General features: G+C 56.3%; 22 protein-coding genes. 12 read left to right on the top strand and 10 right to left on the bottom strand.

Annotation, left to right across the window (positions count from 1 at the left end):
• Positions 1-92: 92 nt before the first annotated feature.
• On the top strand, positions 93-434 hold the full coding sequence (locus tag SH678x_RS08985) for a hypothetical protein (RefSeq protein ID WP_496922564.1): 342 nt from the start codon (positions 93-95) through the stop codon (positions 432-434).
• A 170-nt stretch (positions 435-604) separates the two neighbouring features.
• Positions 605-1,195, top strand: a complete 591-nt coding sequence (gene hisB / locus SH678x_RS08990; protein WP_496922565.1) for an imidazoleglycerol-phosphate dehydratase HisB — start codon at positions 605-607, stop codon at positions 1,193-1,195.
• Between the two features lie 69 nt (positions 1,196-1,264).
• Here the strand turns inward: hisB and SH678x_RS08995 are convergent, their stop codons facing one another.
• The 5 genes from SH678x_RS08995 to SH678x_RS09015 all read right to left on the bottom strand — a co-directional run bounded on the left by SH678x_RS08995 (position 1,265) and on the right by SH678x_RS09015 (position 6,436).
• The gene (locus SH678x_RS08995) at positions 1,265-1,876 is read right to left on the bottom strand and encodes an inorganic pyrophosphatase (RefSeq protein WP_496922566.1); all 612 of its coding nucleotides are present in this window, start codon (positions 1,874-1,876) and stop codon (positions 1,265-1,267) included.
• A gap of 23 nt (positions 1,877-1,899) precedes the next feature.
• Positions 1,900-3,228 carry a 6-phosphofructokinase gene (locus tag SH678x_RS09000; RefSeq protein WP_496922567.1) on the bottom strand — a complete coding sequence of 443 codons (1,329 nt, stop codon included), beginning with the start codon at positions 3,226-3,228 and terminating at the stop codon, positions 1,900-1,902.
• A 114-nt stretch (positions 3,229-3,342) separates the two neighbouring features.
• Entirely contained in the window at positions 3,343-4,689 is a 1,347-nt protein-coding gene (gene accC / locus SH678x_RS09005) for an acetyl-CoA carboxylase biotin carboxylase subunit (protein ID WP_496922568.1), read from the bottom strand.
• 41 nt (positions 4,690-4,730) lie between these two features.
• The gene (accB, locus tag SH678x_RS09010) at positions 4,731-5,228 is read right to left on the bottom strand and encodes an acetyl-CoA carboxylase biotin carboxyl carrier protein (protein ID WP_496922569.1); all 498 of its coding nucleotides are present in this window, start codon (positions 5,226-5,228) and stop codon (positions 4,731-4,733) included.
• Between the two features lie 116 nt (positions 5,229-5,344).
• The gene (locus SH678x_RS09015) at positions 5,345-6,436 is read right to left on the bottom strand and encodes a M24 family metallopeptidase (RefSeq protein WP_496922570.1); all 1,092 of its coding nucleotides are present in this window, start codon (positions 6,434-6,436) and stop codon (positions 5,345-5,347) included.
• A 193-nt stretch (positions 6,437-6,629) separates the two neighbouring features.
• Here SH678x_RS09015 and SH678x_RS09020 point away from each other — a divergent pair, with 193 nt between their 5' ends.
• Positions 6,630-7,031, top strand: coding sequence for a 6-pyruvoyl trahydropterin synthase family protein (locus SH678x_RS09020; protein WP_496922571.1), 402 nt, complete (start codon positions 6,630-6,632; stop codon positions 7,029-7,031).
• A 22-nt stretch (positions 7,032-7,053) separates the two neighbouring features.
• Here the strand turns inward: SH678x_RS09020 and SH678x_RS09025 are convergent, their stop codons facing one another.
• Both SH678x_RS09025 and queC read right to left on the bottom strand, forming a co-directional pair.
• Positions 7,054-7,740, bottom strand: coding sequence for a 7-carboxy-7-deazaguanine synthase QueE (locus SH678x_RS09025; RefSeq protein WP_496922572.1), 687 nt, complete (start codon positions 7,738-7,740; stop codon positions 7,054-7,056).
• Entirely contained in the window at positions 7,741-8,439 is a 699-nt protein-coding gene (gene queC / locus SH678x_RS09030; protein ID WP_496922573.1) for a 7-cyano-7-deazaguanine synthase QueC, read from the bottom strand.
• 108 nt (positions 8,440-8,547) lie between these two features.
• Between queC and queF the strand changes: the two genes are divergently transcribed.
• The 5 genes from queF to SH678x_RS09055 all read left to right on the top strand — a co-directional run bounded on the left by queF (position 8,548) and on the right by SH678x_RS09055 (position 12,136).
• A complete protein-coding gene (gene queF / locus SH678x_RS09035) occupies positions 8,548-8,904 on the top strand; it encodes a preQ(1) synthase (RefSeq protein ID WP_496922574.1) in 357 nt (118 codons plus the stop codon).
• An 89-nt stretch (positions 8,905-8,993) separates the two neighbouring features.
• Positions 8,994-10,007: a sugar phosphate isomerase/epimerase family protein gene (locus SH678x_RS09040; RefSeq protein ID WP_496922575.1), complete on the top strand. Its 1,014-nt coding sequence runs from the start codon at positions 8,994-8,996 to the stop codon at positions 10,005-10,007.
• Positions 10,008-10,111: 104 nt separating this feature from the next.
• Positions 10,112-10,561: a tetratricopeptide repeat protein gene (locus tag SH678x_RS09045; RefSeq protein ID WP_496922576.1), complete on the top strand. Its 450-nt coding sequence runs from the start codon at positions 10,112-10,114 to the stop codon at positions 10,559-10,561.
• Positions 10,562-10,625: 64 nt separating this feature from the next.
• Positions 10,626-11,213: a tetratricopeptide repeat protein gene (locus SH678x_RS09050; RefSeq protein WP_496922577.1), complete on the top strand. Its 588-nt coding sequence runs from the start codon at positions 10,626-10,628 to the stop codon at positions 11,211-11,213.
• A 29-nt stretch (positions 11,214-11,242) separates the two neighbouring features.
• Positions 11,243-12,136, top strand: a complete 894-nt coding sequence (locus tag SH678x_RS09055; protein WP_496922578.1) for a diacylglycerol/lipid kinase family protein — start codon at positions 11,243-11,245, stop codon at positions 12,134-12,136.
• Here the strand turns inward: SH678x_RS09055 and SH678x_RS09060 are convergent.
• Positions 12,133-15,582, bottom strand: a complete 3,450-nt coding sequence (locus tag SH678x_RS09060; RefSeq protein ID WP_496922579.1) for an FHA domain-containing protein — start codon at positions 15,580-15,582, stop codon at positions 12,133-12,135. The two genes, SH678x_RS09055 and SH678x_RS09060, sit on opposite strands and share 4 nt — an antisense overlap.
• Before the next feature lie 699 nt (positions 15,583-16,281).
• Here SH678x_RS09060 and SH678x_RS09065 point away from each other — a divergent pair.
• Entirely contained in the window at positions 16,282-16,698 is a 417-nt protein-coding gene (locus SH678x_RS09065) for a TraR/DksA family transcriptional regulator (protein ID WP_496922580.1), read from the top strand.
• Between the two features lie 57 nt (positions 16,699-16,755).
• The gene (locus SH678x_RS09070) at positions 16,756-17,898 is read left to right on the top strand and encodes a S1C family serine protease (protein WP_496922581.1); all 1,143 of its coding nucleotides are present in this window, start codon (positions 16,756-16,758) and stop codon (positions 17,896-17,898) included.
• A gap of 155 nt (positions 17,899-18,053) precedes the next feature.
• Here the strand turns inward: SH678x_RS09070 and SH678x_RS09075 are convergent, their stop codons facing one another.
• Both SH678x_RS09075 and SH678x_RS09080 read right to left on the bottom strand, forming a co-directional pair.
• Positions 18,054-18,512, bottom strand: coding sequence for a DUF7878 domain-containing protein (locus SH678x_RS09075; protein WP_496922582.1), 459 nt, complete (start codon positions 18,510-18,512; stop codon positions 18,054-18,056).
• A 45-nt stretch (positions 18,513-18,557) separates the two neighbouring features.
• Positions 18,558-19,484, bottom strand: coding sequence for a nucleoside hydrolase (locus SH678x_RS09080; RefSeq protein WP_496922583.1), 927 nt, complete (start codon positions 19,482-19,484; stop codon positions 18,558-18,560).
• A gap of 208 nt (positions 19,485-19,692) precedes the next feature.
• On the opposite strand from SH678x_RS09080, the gene trpD reads away from it, so the two are divergent.
• The gene (gene trpD, locus SH678x_RS09085) at positions 19,693-20,721 is read left to right on the top strand and encodes an anthranilate phosphoribosyltransferase (RefSeq protein WP_496922584.1); all 1,029 of its coding nucleotides are present in this window, start codon (positions 19,693-19,695) and stop codon (positions 20,719-20,721) included.
• A 44-nt stretch (positions 20,722-20,765) separates the two neighbouring features.
• On the top strand, positions 20,766-21,572 hold the full coding sequence (locus SH678x_RS09090; protein ID WP_496922585.1) for an MBL fold metallo-hydrolase: 807 nt from the start codon (positions 20,766-20,768) through the stop codon (positions 21,570-21,572).
• Positions 21,573-21,584: the final 12 nt, after the last annotated feature.

Raw genomic sequence — 21,584 nt, forward strand, 5'->3', positions numbered from 1 at the left:
GGCCTAACGTTATGTGGAAGTGGTTAATACGTGCAGTTGTGGTCGTCGTGTTAGTTCTCGTATACCTAGTTTATCAAGGAATATCTACCTCTTTGCATGCAGAACATGTTTTGCACGCTGCGTTGCTTACAATCGATGTACTTAACGTATATGTTGACGAGCAGAAGGGGGCTTGGCCAAAGTCGTGGCGAGATTTAGAAGATATTAAGCCACGAAAGTGGGCCATGTTTTCTTGGCCCGAAGACTCTGACGAAATACAGAAGTACGTGGAAATTGACTTCAATGCGGATTTAGAGAGATTGATTAATCAGAAGCCTGGTGAGTTTGATGCAGTCCGACCGATTGGCCCCTCATATCCTTTTGAAGATAGTTGGACGGTAGAAGAACTTCAAAAAACAATACGCAAGTATTCTGTAAAGCAAGGCAAGCATTAACCACACAGGTGCTACGACCGCAACGGTTGTAACGGCCACGCCAGGGTATTGTTTCTTCCCTTGTTCGCTGGCGTTTCTGAACCCGTCGTGTGCTACCAGGGTCCGTGATAGGATGGAGTAGATGATTATTCGCGCGGTGCAAGAACCGCGGCTAAATATTGGGAATGATTATGGCACGCACGCATCGCATCGAGCGGAAAACCAATGAAACGCACATTTGGCTCGAACTGAACCTCGACGGCGAGGGGAAGTCCGAGATCAAGACGGGCGTGGGCTTCTTCGACCACATGCTCGAGCTATTTGCCAAGCACGGGGCGTTCGACCTTCAGGTGCGTGCCGAGGGGGATCTCCACGTCGATCAACACCACACTGTGGAAGATACCGGCATTTGCCTGGGGCTCGCCCTCCGCGAAGCACTGGGCAACAAGGCCGGCATTCGCCGCTACGGGCATTTCACGTTGCCGATGGAAGAAACTCTGGTGACCGTGGCGGTTGATTTCTGCGGCCGGAATATCTTGGCCTACAATGCCCCCGTGCCGGCGGCGAAGATTGGCGATTTCGACAGCGAACTGCTCGAAGACTTCTGGCAATCGGTGTCGGCCAATGCGCTTTGCAATTTGCACGTGCTGCTGCACTATGGCCGCAACAGCCATCACATTGCTGAGGCCATCTTTAAGGCCACGGCACGGGCGATGCGGATGGCGGTGGAAAGCGATCCACGGATGCCCGGCGTGCCGAGCACCAAAGGGACGCTGGAATAGCCGCGATCAAACTTGATCGCAGGGTTCCCAGCGATTCGTTGAATCGCGGCTATTGTTTAATAGCAGCCATCATTCGCCGAAGTGTTCGATGTAATCGGCGAGCGCGGCCCGGATCACCTTCTGGGCATGGTCCGCGCCGTAGGGCTCGCCAACCATCGTGGGGGGATCGTCGGGGGTGAGCATCTTGTAAGTGCGGAAGTAATGCCGCAGGCGGTTCACGAGAATGTGGGGCAGATCGCTGACGTCCTGCACTTGTTCCCACATGCCGTCGTTGGCCATGACCGCGATGATTTTGTCGTCGGCCTCGTGGTTGTCGAGCATGGGCAGGCCGCCCACGACACGAGCCTTGAGGATCACTTCGCCGACGTTGATCGGCCGCTCGCTGATGACGCAGATATCGAGCGGATCGCCATCGCCCGAAACGCATTCGGGCATCATCGACTGCACGCGGTCGCCGCAGAACGTTTTGGGGATGAACCCATACAGCGTTGGGCAAAACGACGACGTGCGGTTGGGGCGATCGACGCGCAAGTAACCGGTCTTCTTGTCCAATTCATACTTCACCCGGTCGAATGGGGTCAGCTCGATATAGGCTTCCACCACACGCGGCACATCAGGGCCCGGATCCAATCCATGCCAAGGATGGGGACGCCACTTATAAAACGGAGCGGGGAAGCTCATGAGGTTTCCAATTCGTGAGGCGATTAACGAGCGATTTGCCCGTCATCAACGTAGGTTTCAAGGAAGCGGGTGAGCCGCTGGAAGTCGCTGTCGCGTTCAATATAGCGTACAACCGTGACCAGTGTTTCAGGATCGACCAATTCGTCGAACGGCACGTATTCGAGCTGCAACTGGCCGGAAACGGAGACCATCACGCCGTTGAGCCGCTTTTCGATCAGGGCCCGGTAAGCCCCCACGCCGAGCTGGCTACCGAGCATCACGTCGAAGGCATGGGGCTTGGCACAGCGGGCTTCGTAGCCCAGTTGCATTGGGTTGATCTTGCGTTTCTTGCCGGTTTGGCGAGTGTATTCCTTGCTCACCAGATCGGAGAAGATGTCGTGCAGGTTGATCGCCGAGATATTGATGTGGCCGTGGTCGTCGCGGCCGATCCCTTCGAGATACTTGCTGGGAAGCAGTTCGGCCAAGCCTTCGGCGATGACGATGACGCCGTATTCTTTGCCTTCTTTTTCACGAGCGGTCATCGTGGCGACGATCCGAGGAATGACTTCCTCCATGTTCATCACGGCACGAGCCTTCTTTTCACCGGTCTTGGGATCGATCGTTTCCTCGGTCGCGCGATACTTGCCGTCGATGTCTTCGACGCTGATCACGAGGCTCGCTTCACCGGCAATCGCAACGCCGTAGGCCAACCATCCCGCACTGCGGCCCATCGATTCGCACAAGAAGTAGCTGCGATTGGCTTCCGCGTCGGCGAGTAAATTGCGAACTTCACCGGCGAGAAAATCGACGGCTGTGAAATAGCCGAACGTGAAGTCGATGCCGCGGTAGTCGTTGTCGATCGTCTTGGGGAGATGCACCACGGGAATGCGGTGGGCATCGAGCGGCAGACGCTCTTGGAACAGCTTAAATTTGTTGGCCGTCTTGAGCGTGTCGTCGCCGCCGATGGAAACCAGCAAGTCGACGCCAATCGAGCGCAACGCTTCGTAGGTGGTCTTGAGCGGGGCGCTCTTTTCGGGGTCGGTCAGATGTGAAGGATGCGAAACCATCTTGCCGGGGTTGGTGCGGGCCGTGCCGATCATAATTCCTTGCGAGTTGCGCGTGCGGCCCAGCATCTTGTGATTGACCATCACGTAGTCGCGACCTTCGACCAACGGGTTCGAGGGCGTGTAATTCACGAGCGATGAATAGCCGTGCTTAATACCAACAACTTCGATTTCGTTGCGCAAGAAGGCGGTCGCCGCGGCGGAGATCACGGCATTGGCGGCGGGGGCAGGTCCACCGGCGAAGAGAATCGCAGCCCGGCGGAAATTGTGGAGCATTTTGGGAGGACGCGAGAGAGTGTTCTCAGCCATGGGATTCAATCCAATCTAATTCAAGAAACTTTGCCTGGTTCGTTTTTTTTGAGCGTTTATTCTAACTGCCGCGAGGATTCGCGTGAATGGATGGTGGCGGGGTTGCGGACTACGTTAAGCGAACGTGAATTCTCGTTCGATGAACGTGGTATCGATGCGGCCTTCGGCAAACGCGCTGTGGCTCAGAATTTCCTGATGCAATCCGGCCGTCGTTTTGATGCCATCGACACGCAATTCCGCCAGGGCGCGCAGCATCGTGCGGATCGCTTCGGCCCGGGTGGGCTGGTGGACGATGAGCTTGCCGATCATCGAATCGTAATAGGGTGGGACAACATAGCCGCTGTATACGTGGGAATCAAATCGCACGCCGAAGCCGCCCGGGACAATCAGTTGCTCGATTTTGCCGGGCGAGGGGCGGAAATTGGCCTTGGGATCCTCGGCATTGATCCGGCATTCAATCGCCGCCCCGCGTTGGGGAATATCTTCCTGCTTCATGGAGAGAGGCTCGCCCGAGGCAATCAGAATCTGCTGTTTGATCAGATCGATGCCGGTGATCATCTCGGTCACGGGATGCTCGACCTGAATACGAGCGTTCACTTCGATAAAGTAATAGTTGCCGTCCTTATCGACGATGAATTCCACCGTGGCGGCGTTGGTGTAGTTTGCTTCCCGAATTAACCGGCGAGCGGCGTTGCACATCGCTTCGCGGGTTTCTGGCGTGATGCTCAGGCTGGGGCTTTCTTCGATGAGCTTCTGATGCCGCCGCTGCACCGAGCAATCGCGCTCCCAGAGATGCAGCACATTGCCGTGATGATCGGCGAGCACTTGGACTTCGACGTGGTGAGGTTGCTCGATGTATTTTTCGAGATAGACATCGCCGTTGCCAAAGGCTGCTTCGGCTTCGGTGCGAGCTTGTTGGAACGCGGTTTGGAGCGACAAATCGTTCTGCGCGACCCGCATGCCACGCCCCCCACCACCGGCCACGGCTTTGATCAACACGGGAAAGCCAACCTCGTGAGCGAAACGCAAAGCGTCATCGACGTTTTCGATGATGCCGTCGCTGCCCGGAACCACTGGCACCGAGGCTTTCATCGCCATCATCCGCGCGGAGTTCTTGTCACCGAGTTGGGCCATGGCCTCGGGACTGGGGCCAATGAAATCGATGTTGCAGCTGCGGCAGATTTCGTTGAAGTGGGCGTTTTCCGAGAGAAAGCCATAACCCGGGTGAATCGCTTGAACATTGCCTACTTCAGCGGCGCTGATCACGTTGGCAATGCGGAGATAGCTATCGGCCGCTTTGGCCGGGCCCACGCAATAGGCCTCGTCGGCGAGATCAAGATAATGGGCTCCACGATCCCCTTCGCTGTAAATGGCGACGGTTTCGATCCCGAGCTCCCGACACGCCCGGATCACTCGCAGGGCAATCTCTCCGCGATTGGCAACGAGAATTCTTTGATACATGGCTGGAGTCGCTTAAGGAGCGTGAATGCGGATGGGCGGGATCAGGACTTTTGGATTTTGAACAGTTTCTGACCGTATTCGATGGCATCGCCGTTTTCAGCAAGGCGGGCCAGAATTTTGCCTGAACACTCGGCGGGGATTTCGTTGAAGACCTTCATCGCCTCGAGGATGCAGACCACCGTGTTGGGGCCCACCGAATCGCCAACGTTGACAAACGCCGGTGCCTCGGGGCTGGCGGCCATGTAGAACGTGCCGACCATCGGGCTGGTGACGTAAGTGACGTTGGCCTCATCGACAGGAGCAGCCGGGGGAGTGGCACTGGGGGCAGATGGAGCAGCCACGGGGGCAGCAGCAGGCGCTGGTGCGGCGGTGGGAGCCCCCATTTGCACGACGGGCTCATGCCCACGGCGGAGCCGAATGCGTTGATCCCCCTGCTTGAGGTCGACCTCAGCCAGTTCGTGCTCTTTCATCAATTCGACGAGGCGTCGAACTTTGCGCACATCGAACACGTCGTTTGGGGCGGATCCTCCGTCTTTCATCTCGCATCTCCCACAGTTCTGTTGGGGAGGCACGCGATCATTCGCCCCCTCCCATCAATGCCATGTTGTGTTGCTTAGCTTCTGCTGCCAATTGGGGAGCATGCCTTCTTGCCGCTCTAGCCAACCACGCATTCGTCGATTTCTTTGGGCACCGAGGTCAACACCTCATGACCGTCGCGGGTGACGAGTACGTCGTCTTCGATCCGCACCCCGCCCCAACCTGGAAAATAGATGCCTGGCTCGACGGTCACGATCATTCCAGGTGCCAACACCGTCGATTGGTTTTGGGCCAATCGGGGCGCTTCATGGATCTCCAGCCCCGTTCCATGTCCGAGTCCGTGACCAAACTGTTTGCCGAAGCCCGCCTTGGCGATCACGCCACGCGCGGCTTGGTCGACGGCTTCGCAGGTGACACCCGGCCGAATCGCAGCGATTCCGGCCAACTGCGCCTTTAACACAACTCCATATATCTTACGGAGTTTGGGCGAAATTTTACCGGTCACAACTATGCGAGTCAAGTCGCTCATGTAGAGCCCTTCGTTCACTCCCCAGTCGATCAGGGTGAAGTCCGCGGCCCCCAATTTCTGCTGCGTCGGGCGGGCGTGGGGGAGCGCCGCACGGGCCCCCGTGGCGACGATCGCCTCAAAGCTCAGCCCCTTGGCCCCGAAGCGGCGAGCCCGGTACTCCAGGTCTGCAGCGACCTGGGATTCGGTCATGTCGGTGGTCAGACCCGCGGTGACGACCTCGAACGCCCGCCGGGCCTGTTCGCAGGCGACTTTGGTACGGGCCACCTCGTCGCGGTCCTTGATCATCCGCAGCTCTTCGATCCAGCCGGTGCTCGGGACGAGCTCACAATCGGGAGACGCCTTTTCCAGCCCCGCGTGGAGGCCCAAGGTCATGGAACTCGCTTCGACGGAAAGTTTTTTGAGTTTGGCCTTCTTGAGCACCTCGGCGACCGTCGGCAACATCTGCTTGCCGGGACCGCGAATCTCAAGTTCCAGGCCCGGGCATTCTTCTTCGAGCTGCGTGGTGTAACGCTCGTCGCTGATAACGACGTCGTTTTTCGTCGTGACCAACAGATAACTATCGTCGCCGGTGAAACCGGTGAGATAGGTGACGTTCGTGAAGTTGGTCACTAGCAGCGCGTCGGTCCCTTCTTTGCGAAGGAGACTGCGAAGCTTGCTGCGGCGTTGTGCGAAATTGGTCATGATGGTGCCCCATAATCAGCGATCGGAATCGGCCCAATATCGGCGAGTTGCGGAAGAATGGCAAGATCGTTAGCCGGCATCGTTCCGATGCCGTGTGGGACGAAGGAACGGCATCGGAACGATGCCGGCTAACACGGACTGCCGGTTTTTGATAACCTAGAGTGCTCCATCATGCACCGCTGAGGTTCTGCCCATGTTCCGAGTTACCCGCGAGATTGACTTCTGCTACGGCCACCGTCTGCTCAACTACGATGGCAAATGCCGCTATCTGCATGGGCACAATGGCCGGGCGGTGATCACAATCGAGGGCGAAAAGCTTGATTCGCGGGGAATGGTGCTCGATTTCAGCGACATCAAGAAAACCGTCAGCACCTGGATCGACGACAATCTCGATCATCGCATGATTTTGTGCCGGGAAGATCCGGTCGTGCCGATTCTCGAAAAAATGGGCGAGCCCTTGTATTTGCTCGACGAGAATCCTACGGCCGAGAACATCGCCAAGCTAATTTTCGTGGAATCGCAATCGCACGGCTTCCCGATTGTCGAAGTGAAGCTGTGGGAAACACCGCGATGTTTCGCGACGTATTTGCCGTGAGTGAATGCTAAGTTCCGCGTACTTAAGTTCCGCGGACTGGGCCGAACCATTCGATCTGCTTGCGAGGACAGAACGTCCAGCCGCGCTCTTGGCAGAGAGTTTCAAGCCACGCCGTGCGTTGAGCCAATTCTTCTTGGGCCGTCCCTTGAGGCATCAAGAGCACTCGGTCGGTACGAACTTCTGGGAAGTGTTGCAGAAATTCTTCGACTTCCGCCATGTCCGCTTTATTGTCGATGACAAATTTCAATTGATATTCGTAAGAGCTAATCAACTCGCGAATCACATCCGGCTGGAAGCGTTGCCGCTCGTGGCGGCGGCTCCAATGGGGATGCTTCTTGGCATCGGGACCGCTGCCGGCCAGCTTGGGGCTGATGGACATCAGATCGCACTGCACCGGCAGTAACAGCGTGCCGGCCGTTTCGATGGTGATGTGCCGACCTTGGGCTCGTAGGGTTTCGCACAGAGGTATCAATTCTGAGAACAACATCGGTTCGCCGCCGGTGAGCACCACGTGGCGGCAATCCCATTCCTCGACCTCGGCAACAATTTCGTCCACCGCGTAGTCGATCCCCTCGGGTTGCCATGAGGCGAACGGCGTATCACAGAACCAGCAGCGCAAATTGCAGCCACTGGCGCGGACAAACACGCTGGGCGTACCCGTGAGCAGCCCTTCTCCTTGCACCGATTTGTAGATTTCTGCGATTTTCATTTACACTTGATATTCAATCGGATCAACCAAACCTGCGTCCGCGAAGCCCTTTTTTCGCAAGTGGCAAGCATCGCAAATGCCACAAGAGATACCCGCTTCGTTGGGGGCATAACACGTGTGGGTGAGTCCATAGTCGACGCCCAACTCCGTGCCGCGTTGAATAATTTGGGCCTTGGTCAACTGAATCAAGGGCGTGTGGACGCGGAAGTGGGCTGTTCCTTCGACGCCGGCCTTGGTGGCGAGGTTCGCGAGCTTTTCAAACGCGGCGATGAACTCGGGGCGACAGTCCGGGTAGCCACTGTAATCAACCGCATTCACGCCGACAAAGATATCAGCGGCCCCCAAAACTTCCGCGTAACCCAAAGCCAGCGAGAGCATCACGGTATTCCGCGCGGGGACGTAAGTCACCGGGATGCCGGTGGAGATCTCGTCCAAGTTCCGGCCCTGCGGCACGGTGATATCGGCGGTGAGCGCGCTGCCACCCAGCGCGGCCAAATCGATCTTCACCAACTTGTGTTCAGCGACACCCATGGCCGTGGCAACGCGACGGGCGGATTCCAATTCAAATCGATGGCGCTGGCCGTAGTCGACGCTCAAAGCGTAGACCGTAAAGCCCTCGGCTTTGGCGATTGCAGCAACGGTGGCCGAGTCGAGCCCGCCGGAGAGCAAGATCACGGCCTTTTTCTGTGATTCTGACATAGAACGTGTGAACGATGGCGAAATAACGGGCGCTACTGTGCGCCCCCCGTCTATCATGGCACAATCGAAGGTCCATCGAAAGGCAGAACGGCTCAAAAGGAGAACGAGATGAGCGACTTCCGCAGCAAATTGGAAGCATTTGATAACAAGTTTCCGCAGCGTGACTATACGATCGAAATTGTGTGCCCCGAGTTCACGTCGGTTTGTCCCAAAACGGGCCAGCCGGATTTCGGTACGGTCACGATCAACTATATTCCCAACCGCCATTGCATCGAGCTCAAGAGCTTGAAGCTCTATATGCAGAGCTTCCGCAATGAGGGGATCTTTTACGAGAACGTCACGAATGTGATTCTCGAAGATTTGGAGGCCGTGCTGTCGCCTCGTTGGTTGAAGGTTGTGGCGGCATTCAGTGCGCGGGGCGGAATCACCGAAACCGTCACCGTCGAACACGAGTCGGTAATGTAATTCTTGTTTTAGCCGCAGGCGGCAGCCGGCGGTTGAACTACTACTGACCGTCGGCTTCCGCCTGCGGCTAATAAGATTGGCTTTTCTGTATGACCCAAGCACCGCGTGTGATCCTGTCGGCCTTTGGCGACGAAGGAGCCATCCACAAGACGGCGTATGAGCAATATGCCACGCTGGCCGCGCTTGGGTTGGAATTTTACAGCCTGCGTTTCATCGACATTGGCAGCGGCGTTAAGAACGTGATGAAGCTCACCAAGAGCGAGGTTACCAAGCTCCGCCATCTGGAAGGCGAGTTCGGACTCAACGTCGCGTCGATTGGCTCGCCGATCGGCAAGGTGAAACTGCTCGACGTAGAAGACGGCACTGAGAACCGGTTCGTGCCGTTCAAGAAGTATTTGGAAACCGAAGTCGCGAAGGCGTGCGAGATGGCCCATGCTTTCGAGACAAAGCTGATCCGTGGTTTTTCGTTTTATCATCCCAAGGGAAGCGATCCTTGGGAGCACTTGCCTCAGGCAGCCGAGCAAATTGCCGAGATCGCCGAGATGTGTCATCGCAGCGATTTGACCTTTGGCTTGGAGATCGAAGCCAACCTGGTGGGCCAGACGGGCCAATTGATGGCCGAGCTACATCGCCGAATCAATCATCCGGCGGTGGTGACGATCTTCGATGGCGGCAACATCGTGTGCCAAGGTTTCAACACGGCAGAAACCTTCGAACAATATCAGGCGATGAAGCCGAGCATCGGCTGGATGCACATCAAGGATTATCACGATCCTCATCCTAAGCAGCGGCAAGCGCACGTCGAGGAAGATACGCTCAAGAATTTTGTTCCTGCTGACATGGGAGACACCGGCCACGATCAAATCCTCAAGGATTTCGCCGCGGAGATTCCTGCTCTTGAAAAGCGCTTGACGCGCCGCGGTATTCCGGGAGTATTTCTCGATCTCGAACCGCATCTTAAAGGGGGCGGTCAATTCGGCGGTTTTAGCGGGCCCGACGGTTTGGCCGTGGCGCTCAAGGCGGTCACGAAGATTCTCGATTACGTGGGGATCGAATACCATCTGCGCGACTTCGCCGACGTCCGCGCCGACCGGGGATTTTAAGCTAGCAGTGCGTGGTTCGCATTGAGAGCTTATGCTAAGCGGACTATTCTCAAGGGCTGCATTGGTCTACCGAACTTGTATGGATCTGCGCAAAAGGAACTCTTATGCTGCCACGCCTGTTCCCGATATTTTTTGCCGCCATCTATTTACTTCACTCTTCTGATTTAATTGCTGAAGACAAAGTGGAAGTGCTTGCGGAAGCCAAGAAATTCGCAATCGAGGGCAAAAGGCTTTATAAGGCAGAACGCTATATCGAAGCGGTTGATCAAGTTAGTCGATCTATCGAATTGAGTCCGCAATTAGCCACTTATTTGTTCCGTGCATCAATCTGGGCAGAACTCAAAAAATATGACGCAGCCATCGAAGATTGTAACCAGGCGATTCAATTAGATAATGATTATGCGATGGGGTACACTTTGCGCGGCTTCTATTCTGCCCGTAATAAGGACTTCAACCGAGCGATTAAGGATTTAACTAGAGCGATAGAGATCGATAGTTCTAACGCAACATTTTTTATGTACCGCGCATCGGTTTTGGAAAGATTCGGGACATGAAGAATTAGCGATTGCGGACCTTAATGCGGCGATAGAGATTGATAATTCTGACGCAACATTTTTTATGTACCGCGCAATGGTTTGGAAAGATTCGGGGCATGTGGAATTAGCGGTTGCTGACTTTAATGCTGCCCTAGAACGATCACCAGATCGCATCGACCTTGTAAAGGCCAGAGCGACTTGTTGGGAATCTTTAGGTAAGTGGGATAAATTGCTCGAAGACGCTGAAAAAATAATCTTGGCGGAACCCGATGGCATTGGCGGTTATCTATTTCGAGCCCTAGCCAGAGGTTTCACTGGAGAATACGAACTTGCTCGTCAAGACTATCTTAAGGCAATATCTATAGATAAATCCGATCCTGCTCCACGAAGACGCTACGCGAATTTTTTAGCGGGTTGCTCCGATGAAAAGATCCGTGATGTCGATGAGGCGCTCAAATTAGCGACAAGTGCTTGCGAACAGACTGAATGGCAAGAGAGCAGAGCGTTGAGTGCAGTCGCCTACGCATACTATGCATTGGGGCAGTACGAACAAGCCATCAAGCATCAATCAGATGCTGTGAAGTTTGCATCGGAAGGAGACAAGCCTGAAGCCGAGCAGACTTTGACAGCTTACGAGGCGAGAACGCCAATGGTGTGGAATCGGAAATAGCCAAGTCGCTGACCGAAATCAGGTATTTAATGCCCTCCCAGCACTTCCTAGTGATCGTTAATCCCGCGAGTGGCCATCGGCGGGGACGGGAAGTGTTGGAGCAGGCGAAGCCTTTGTTTCACGCCGCGGGTGCTGAACTCGATGTCCGCATGTGCGAGCGTCCGCGGCACGCTTTGGAGATCGCCAGCGCGGTGGATCTCACACCGTATGATGGTTGCTCGATCATCGGGGGCGACGGGACGGTGCATGAGGTGGTCAACGGATTGCTCAGCCGTGGCGAGAAGATCGATTTGCCATTGGGGCTAATTCCGGCCGGCAGCGGCAACACGCTGCACTTGCATCAAGGGGGCCATGATGTGCCCGAATCCGTTCGCCGAATCTTGGCGGGCCAAACAACCGCGCTCGACGTAGCCCGCGTGATGACTGGCGGCGATGTCATCTACTGCATCAACATCGTTGGTTGGGCCGCGGTGGTCGACATCAATTGTTTGGCGGAGAAATTGCGACTTTTGGGGCCCATGCGCTACGCTGTAGCGACGATGCGATTCTTGGTAAATCCCAAGCCACGCCCGGCTCGGCTGGTTTTGGACGACGACGTGATCGACGACGAATTCCTACTCGTCGTGGGCTGCATCACCAAGTACACCGGCAACGGCATGCTGCTCGCGCCCCAGGCTTCAATCGACGACGGCAAGATCGACGTGGTTGTCGTGCGGCAGGCATCGCGGCGAGAACTTTTGCAACTCTTCCGCAAGGTATTCGACGGCTCGCATGTGGATTTGCCATTCGTCGAGTGCCATCAGGTTCGCCGCTTTGCCCTGGAACATGATGACCAGCGGCCATTAAATCTTGATGGCGAATCCGTGGGGCAGGCACCCTTCACAGTCGAGATGGTGCAGGGAGCTTTGCGGATTTTGGCTTAGTGCGCTGCCGACGCGGCATGATCGGACGTGCCGTCGATTGGCAACGCATCGTCGAGGCTTTGCAGTTCAGCCGGGGTGAACTCGTTGTTGATTCCGTCGCGGACCATCTCCAAAAAGACACCCAGCAACTTGAACCCCCATAGGGCGCCCACCACCGCCACGGCGCAGCCCGCGAGGAAATAGGGGCTAGTAAAACTATCGGCGGTGAACAGCATATAGGCGGCGGTGACGCCGGCGATCACGCTTACCAAAAGTTTGCCCAGTGCCCCTTCCATGTGGCGGCGTTTGCGGTGCTTGGCGATGGCCTGCCGTGCCGAATTGTTGGCCAGTTCACGCATTGCGGAAAGGCTCGTGGGCAGTGGCGGTTTCTGCGAGGTTTCCTTCAGCGTTTCCATGTCGATCAAAGTATCTTCAGCGGTCGGCTCGGCTTGCATGCACTGTGACGAGGAAACACGCTGAGTGAGCATCGCCATCCGCGTGACCGGATTGCTAAATGCAGCACGGCTTTCGTTGTCCGAGGTTTTGGCGAGCGGTGGAGTAACGGATTCCGACGACGTTTCACCCCGCACGCGCCGCATCATGTTGGCCATATAGGCTTCAAGAGCCGAATCGTCGTGCATGTCGAGATGGGAAAGATCTTCGGAAGTGGTTGTGGCAACCGGCGCGGGTTGGGGTATGGGTAAAGTCGCGGTGCCATCGGTTTCTTCATCGAACAGATGGCTGTAACGGTCGATAAATGAAGTGCTTTCCACCGTCGGCTTAGCTTCGGCAGCATCTTCGATCGTTGGCTCGCTGGCCACACTCGCCAAGGCACGCACGATCCGTGGTTCGTCATCGTCACGGGGATCGTCACTCGGTAGGAATGGGTCAGGTGGCAAGTCGCTTGTTTCAGCGATACGCGATTCGGTGGGAGCGACCGCAGCAACGCTCGCCTGCAACGCCGCCAAATCGATCTGCGCTTGCTGATACAACTCGTGCAGGCGTTCCCCTTGGGCGGCACAGTCGGTGAGTTGATCTTGCGTTTGTTTGAGCTCTCGCGCCAACTCGGCGATGTGCAATTCACGTTCGTTCAACGTGGCCGAGAATTTTTCCTCGGCCTCTTTAAGCTTGGCCAACAATTCAGCCGCCTGCACATCAATCGAGCTATTGCTGCCCTGAACAAATTGCTGCTGAACCTGGGCCAGTTCTTCAGTAAGTCGTGCGAATTGGGAATCGCGGTTCGCGAGTTCGCTGGCCGCTCGATCATGAGCACTGCGGAGTTCCAAGATTTCTGCATCGCGATCTTGGCGATCATGTTGAGCCGTGTTGAGCTGAGCGGCGAGCTCATTGATTCGCGCTTGCTGGGCATCAATTTCAGCGAGTGCTTTTTCTTGGATTTGAGTTAACTCGCTTGTTAGCTCAGCAATCTGAGCGTCATGTTCGTGGCTAGACGTTGCTGTTTTGCTTTGGGCTTCTGTCAATTCCGAAGTGAGTTGAGCGAGCCGTTCGTCGCGTTCACGCAAGTTTTCAGCGGCTTGTACACGGACTTGCTCGATTTCTTTGACCAGATCCTTGATCCGCGCCTCGCGGCTTTCCAATTCACGCGCCGCTTGTTGCTCGGCCGTCTGAATCTTGTGGGTCAGTTCGGCTGACTGTTCGTCACGCACAGTCAATTCCGCGGCAAGCTGGGTCCGCTCTTTTTCGGAACGAGTAAACTGGGCTTGCAGATCAGTGAGTTGCCGATGGGCGTCGGCGAGTTCTTGCTGGCGTTTGTCCAACTCCAGATGCACTGCCGACAACTGCACCGCGAATTGATCGCGCTCGGCGGTCGTTTCGGTGAGAGCTTGTTCGTGGGCCGCGAGTTGCTCGCGAGCTTCCGCGAGTCGGGCCGAAATCTGATCACACTCGGCTGACCATTCGACCGCTGCGGCGCATTCCAGATCAGCCATCTTGGCAGTCAAATCCGCCACATGAGCTTCAGCGGCGGTGCGGGCTTCTACCAAGCGGGTCGCCGTGCTTTGAGCTTGTTGCCATTCGCCAGTGATACTACGAACGTCGATTTCCAACAACTCAACGCGCTTCTGTGCCTCGCTCAATTGTTCGGAAAGCCGATGATTCTCCGTGGCAAAATTCTGCCGTTCTTCGCGCAACGTCGACAACTCGGATTCGAGTTCCGTCACCAAAGGATTCGGCGCTTCAAGCCGGGCGATTGCATCGCGGGCCACGACTTCGGTTTGATGAAGTTGGTGATGCAACTCGGCGATTTGCCGCTCGTGTTCGACCGCGGCCGAGTCGAGCTGGCTTTGGTGTGATTGCGCTTGCTTTTCCAATTCGGCCAGCGCCGCGGCGTGGGCTTGCTCGAATTCATGATGAAACTCAGCGACTTGACGTTCGCGCTCGGCGGTTACTTCGGCAATCTGCTGTTGCAACTCGTGATTATGTGATTGCAATTCCTGTTGCGTGGCAGCCAAAGCCTGTTGAACGTGGGCCAGTTCTTCGCGAAGCTCGGCAATCTCTGTATCGCGCTCATCAAGCAGTTGCTTGAATTGATCGGATTGGATGGCGTTAGCCTCTTGCGCTTCACGAAGCTGTTTGCAATCCGTGGTCAGCGATTCAAATTGCGATTGCAGCAGTTGGAAGCTCTCTTGCGCGGACTGCAAACCCTGCTCGGCTGTGTTGGCCCGTTCGTAGGAGGCCGATAGTTCAGCGATCGTGCGGTCGAGTTCTTCGCCAAATTGCGATTCGCGCTGAGCGGAGGTTGCGTGGGATTGATGCAGTTCCTCGGTGAGATGTTCTTGCAACTTTTGCGCGACTTGCAATTGCTCAGACAGCACGCGGACATGCTGATCGAGGCCGCGGGTTTCGTCGCGTAATTCGCGTAACGTGCCGATGAGTTGGCGCGAGCGTTGACGTGATTGCCGTGTGGCCGATTGCAGTCTGGCAATTTCCGCGGCGTTGTTGGGCTGTGGCTCTGCCTGCAGAGCCACGGTATCGACTTTTGCAGTGACTTGTGGAGTTGGCGTGACGGCCTGAACCGGTGGGCTGACTTCCGCGGCAACTTGTGCTTCCATGCGGTCGAGCAAAGCCACGGGGCATGGATGCGATTCGGGATCCCTGTCTGCTTCCTTTTGGGTGACTAATTCGAGCTGCACATCTCCGATGGTCAGGCAGTCGCCTGTTCGAATCGAAGCGGTGGTAAATTCAGCCCCATTGAGCAGAACGCCGGTTCCCCAGCGTGTGACCGTAAATTGATCGTCGTTGCGAATGATCAAGCACTGCAACGGCTTGAGTTGGCCGGTGATGACCCGGATTTGGCAACTTGGGCTTGAACCGATCGTGCATTTCCCGACCGGCAAGGCGGTTTGCTGGATCACCTGGCCGGCTTGCGTGACTTTGAGTTCCACCACGCCGGTTGGTTGGTGGGGTGGAGCCTGGCTCAGAGCGGGGTTATTTAGCAGCGTAGGCATGATCAAAGCGAATTGGGTTGCTAGCGGGGAAAAATAATCGGTAGGCGCACACAGAGGCCTTGTTTAGGCACTCTGGGCCGTATGCAACCCTAGGTCACGGAAAATGACGCGAAATCGAGGTGCAATCGGAACTTAAGGCCCCAAAGTGCGTGAAAACGCATATCTTGGCACCGATGTTGGCCTTTTGGCGGCCGAGAAAGTCAAATCTTGCGGATTATTCCAAGAAAGAGGTGCAGCCGCTTCCGAGAATGGCCGATCATCGAAAGTGAATAAATCCCCGATGCAGTTCGGGAGGTAGTGATGGTCATTGCCCAACCGCGGTTTACCACTTGGCCGGGGTTGTCCAACGATCAAATGCGGTTTTTGTGCACTTGGGATTACGCAGGCTAATGATCGCAAGTTGTTTGTTAATAACGGTTTGCGTTCACGGTTAGAGCGAGTGGGTGCAAACCACTAGCAAAATTAGCAACAAACGATCTAAAAAGATTGCAACACGTACTATAGTTACGGTGCACTCGCATGATTTTCCCCTGTAGAGGGGGGCGGGAGTAAAAGGCACTGAACAACCAATACTAACGGCCATTCTTCGGAACAGATTTGCCGTTGGGCTGGAACAGAGAAATGTGACCGCTGACGCAATCAGCAAACTAACAACCAACACGACGCCAGGCGTCACGGTTCACAAGTAAGGCAAACATTATGGCTCGTAAAGATTCAATCCTCAATTTGCGTGCACTCCTCGTTCAGCGTCGCGACGCCTTGCGTAGAGCCTTGGCTGGCGACTTGAGTTTGCTCAAGAGCATGGCCGAGCAGTCGGGTGGCGACGTGGTCGACGCCGCTTTGGACGCCGCCCAAGACGAAATCAGCTCTCAGCTGGCCGAAGTCGAAAGCCGCGAACTTGCGCAAATCGAAAATGCCCTGGAACGCATGCGTCAGGGAAGTTACGGCCAATGCGAAGTTTGCGAGACCAAAATTCCCTTGGCCCGTCTGACGGCCCTACCCTACGCGATGACCTGCATCGATTGCCAGCGGGCTGCCGAAGCGGGTGGCCAAGTTGGCAACAGCTGGGCGACTTTCATCGACAGCGATATGTCGTATAGTGACCTGGAAGGCTAAACCGTTTTCCATTCCGATTCGCCGGGCGGGGCGCCGCGTTCCTTTGGAGATGCAACTATGCGGCAAGGGACAAAGTGGTTCGCTAAGAAGATCGTTCCTGCAGCTTCGTGGCTATTATTGGCGACGGTCTGCATTTCGGCGGCCGCTCAGGTTGTCGACGTTGCTCCCGCGGTGAATGATCGCGAGCAAGCCTTCGTCGAACTCTCTCGCGATGTAGAAGCGCTCGAACCCCAGCTCGGTATTTTCAAGCGGGTCGTGCAGTTGGTTTCGCCGTCGGTGGTCCACATCGAAGCGACCCCCCTGCCCCAATATCGTTTGCGGCGTGACGCCGAAGAGGCCGGCTCTGCCGTGCTGGTCCGTTATCGAGGTGCCGATTACGCCCTCACCAACCGGCATGTGATCAAGAATTCGTCCGAGAATTTGATCTCTCTGGAACTCGCCGACGGTCGGCAACTGCATCCTAAGGAGATCTGGAGCGACCGCGAAACCGACGTCGCCGTGATGCTTGTCGAGGCCGAGAATTTGGTCCCTGCGCGGATTGGTAACAGCGACGGCATGGAAATCGGCGACATGGTGCTCGCCTTCGGCAGCCCCTTCAATTTGCAGCGGAGCGTCACCCGGGGCATCATCAGCGCCAAAGGCCGCTCGAATTTGGACCTCGGCGAAGGGGAAGTCCTTTACCAGAATTTCTTGCAGACCGACGCCGCGATCAATCCGGGCAACAGCGGTGGACCGCTGGTGAACCTCCGCGGCGAAGTGATCGGCATGAACACGGCCATCGCCAGCAACTCCGGTGGTAACGAGGGAATCGGCTTCTCGATTCCAATCAACATTGCGGTTCGCATCATGCGGCAACTGATCGACGCCGGCCAAGTCGAACGCGGCTTTTTGGGCGTGGCCCTCGATCGCAGCTTCGATGCCGCCACGGCCCAGCGCGTGGGACTCACGCGATTGACGGGGGCTCGGGTCACCAACATCACGGCCGGTTCCCCCGCGAGCTTTGCCGACATCAAGATCGACGACATCATCTTGCGTTTCGACGGAATGCTCATCGACAACGACGAGCATCTGATCAATCTCGTGAAACGGTCCGAAGTGGGCCGACGGGTGCCGATCGAACTCTTCCGCGAGGGTCAATTCTTAACCACGCACGTCGACATCGTGCGCTGGACCGACCCCAACGCGCCGCGACCTGAATAATCGCGGCACCCAGCGCGAAAATCAACGGCGAGCCGTAAGCGTCAGCGACCGGAGCATTAGACCGCTGATGCATTGCAACGTTGTCAAGGTTTCAACACGCACTCGGGACAAAGTGTCAGTATTACCCAGCTAGAATACCCACTGCTGGTATCTAATTAATCGAGCGATTTCTCGCAGAGATATTTGAGAGCATCGTATCCAACTAATGCCGTTGTTCGATTGCCCACTTCTTCGCAAAATTCACTTGTGAATCCGTCAATAATATTTTCAGATAGAACCTCGATACACTCCCGACGTTGACTAATCGAACCTAAAATAAATCCAGTTCCTTCAGGGCGAATATAAATCAATCCCTCCTGGTCGGACTCCATCGAATTAAATTGAAAAAGACGTTCAATTGCTCTCTTGGCCTGCCATTGAACCAGATCAAAAGCGAACTCAACGATTGGAAACGATTGCTCGTTATAAATGTCCATCTCGTTGCATCGAAGTTGAATGTCAGCCACTATATGAAGCAGCAATTCGTGAACCTCGGGAGGAGTCGATACAACTCCTTCAACTCTTAAATTGTTTAACCTATACTCAATCACTGGTTTATCGGATATGCCGTCCATATTTCCCGCAGTTCGCGTACGCGATTATGACGAAAATCTAAACCACTAACCGTTCTGCAACCCGCGCAAAATACAATCCACTGTGGCGGCGGCGTTGATGTCGGTTACGACGTCCATGTTCGGACGATGAGGCGTCACGCGGCGGCGGTCGATAACGGTGGCTCCGCGGGTGAGCTCGCCGCTGAGTTCCACGTCGCAATGTTTGCGCTCCGTGGTCACCAACTCGGGATGCAAGAGTGCGGCAATGGCCACGGCTTCGGGGACGACCAAGCCTTCGACCCCCAGGCGTTGATGCGAAGCTAGAAAGGCTCCCGGCAAGATCGCGCGCAAGACTTTGCCCAAGCGAGTCGACGACTTGGGGAGTTGATCGAGGACGTCGTAACGCAGCACGACCTTCGACGAGATGTCGAGCGGCAGCAGCGTCATCGTCACGGGGGCCAGAAAGACGGCCCGTGCGGCGTCGGCATCGCAGTAGATATTGAACTCGGCGGTGGGGGTGACATTCCCCGGGCCATCGAGCGTGCCACCGACGATGATCAAGTGCCCAATCATCGATGTGAGGTCGGGCTCGCGTTGGATCGCGGTGGCGATATTGCTCAGGGGTCCACAGGCAACCACCGTGATTTCACCGGGGGCGGCCTTCAATTCGTCGGAGAGGAGCTTCACGGCCGAGTGGCGGTGGTGCAGCTCGGCGACGTGGAATTCGGCTCCGCACAGGCCGTCCTCGCCCCACAGTTCGCGGCTGTCGGTGATCAGCAGTTGCTCGGGATCGGCTGCACCAATTCGGGGCCAACGGCGGGGGTCGAGCTGCTCGATGAGCGCTTGGACGTTGCGCGTGGCTTGTTCGGGGGCGACATTGCCGCCAGTCGCGGTCGCGGCCACGACTTCCAGCTTGGGATCAAACAGCGACATGCACAACGCAATCGCGTCGGCGACGCCAGGATCCACGTCGAGGATGACTTTTCTAGCCATGGGGCATCTTGCCGATCTGTTTGTAAGCCGAACCCTTTTCCGGCTGTGCCGCTCACTTTCGACAAAGACCGGGGAGACGAAGCCCTAGGACAAGTCCCGTTCACCTGCCAAAATTGAAGCTGGCGTACACTCTGGATGAGTACCAAAATCGCCTAACCATTGTAGAATTCCCCGCTTAAAGAAACAACCACACCTTCATCGGCACAGCATGGCAGAAAATTTCAATTCGTTGTTAGGTTTGGTGGTCGGTGGAGAAAACCTCAGCGCCGAGCAAATGAAGGTGGCCATCGGTCAGATTATGACCGGCGGGTGCAACCACGAGCAAATGGCGCTGTTCCTGACGGCGTTAAGCACCAAAGGGGAAACCGTCGCGGAATTGGCAGGCGCAGCCGCGGCCATGCGGGCGAACATGACCCCCATCATCAGCCGCCACAAAAAATTGCTCGACACCTGCGGCACGGGGGGCGGCGGCAGCACGACGTTCAACATCAGCACCACCGCGGCACTGGTGATCGCCGCGACGGGGATGCCGGTCGCCAAGCATGGCAATCGCAGCGTCACGAGCCGCAGCGGTTCGGCCGACGTGCTTGCCGGTTTGGGAGTGAACATCGAAGCCAACGTCGCGCAAGTGGAGCGTTGCCTCAACGAGTTGGGAATCTGCTTTTGCTTCGCCCCGCTCATGCACCCTGCTATGAAAAATGTTTCCGCCGTGCGTAAACAGTTGGGAATCCGCACGATCTTTAATTTGCTGGGGCCACTCGCCAATCCGGCAGCCGCGCAATATCAATTGCTGGGTGTGGGTCGTCCTGAAACACGGCCGCTGATTGCCTCGGCCTTGCGGATGTTGGGTACCGAGCGATCGTTCGTCGTGAGTGGCTCCGATGGATTGGGCGAAGTGACACTCGCCGGAACCACCGTGGGGGCGGAAGTGACTTCGCAGAACGAAACCGAATTTGCCTGGGAACCCGAAGATTTTGGCATCCCGCGGGCACCTTTGGATTTGATCAACATTTCGGGACCCGAAGAAAGCGTGGCACTGGTTCGCCAGGTGCTCTCCGGCGAATTCGGACCGGCCCGTGATATTGTGGTTCTCAACGCCGCCGCGGGGCTGTTGGTCGCCGAACGCGCGACCGATCCGCGATCAGCAGCAGCGATGGCCGCCGAGACAATCGACAGTGGCGCGGCGGCGGATTTGCTCGAAAAGTTGGTGCGGCTGTCACACGAACCTGCCGCCTAGCATAGAATGACGCAGTGCGTCGTCATGAGAAAAGGAACGGAGTGTTGTCTCGATTTCCAAACAGCCGCGATATTAGCGGGCAGCTTTTATTTCTCGGAACCGGTACGTCGGTTGGCGTGCCGGCGATTGGCTGCGACTGCGCGGTTTGCACGAGCAGCGATCCGCACAACAATCGCACGCGCTGTGGTTTGGTGTTGGGGCTTCCGCAGGGAAATCTGCTGATCGACACGCCGCCCGAACTACGGATGCAACTCCTCCGCGAGAAGATCGGCATTATCCACTCGGTGCTGTACACGCACGAACACGCCGACCACATCTTCGGCCTCGATGACTTGCGGCTGATGCAGTTCTATCTCGGCGGGCCGGTGCCGTTGTATTGCGAAAAGCACGTCGAAGACCGCATCCGTAAGTCGTTCGACTATGCGTTTCGCGATGCGTCGTCGCTGCATCGCGGGGCCGTGCCTCAACTCTTGATGAAGCACATCGATCTCGAGTCGTTTTCAGTTCTTGGCGCGGAAGTCATCCCGCTGCGGCTTGCTCACGGTCCCCACTGCCAGGTGCTGGGTTTTCGTTTCGGCAACGTGGCCTACTGCACCGACACCAACGCGATTCCGATGGAGAGCATGGAGAAGCTCCAAGGTCTCGACGTGTTGATCCTCGATTGCCTACGCCGCGAGCCGCATTCCACGCATTTCAGCTTGGACGAAGCGCTCGCCGTGGCGGCAGAACTCGCACCACGAAGGACTTTGTTCACACATATTTCGCATGATTTGGATCACGAAGCCACAAACGCGATTTTGCCACCGGGAGTGGAAATCGCGTACGACGGCATGATGATTCCGCTGAGCTAACAAAAGCTGAGC

The sequence above is a fragment of the Bythopirellula superficialaquae genome (assembly GCF_059632245.1).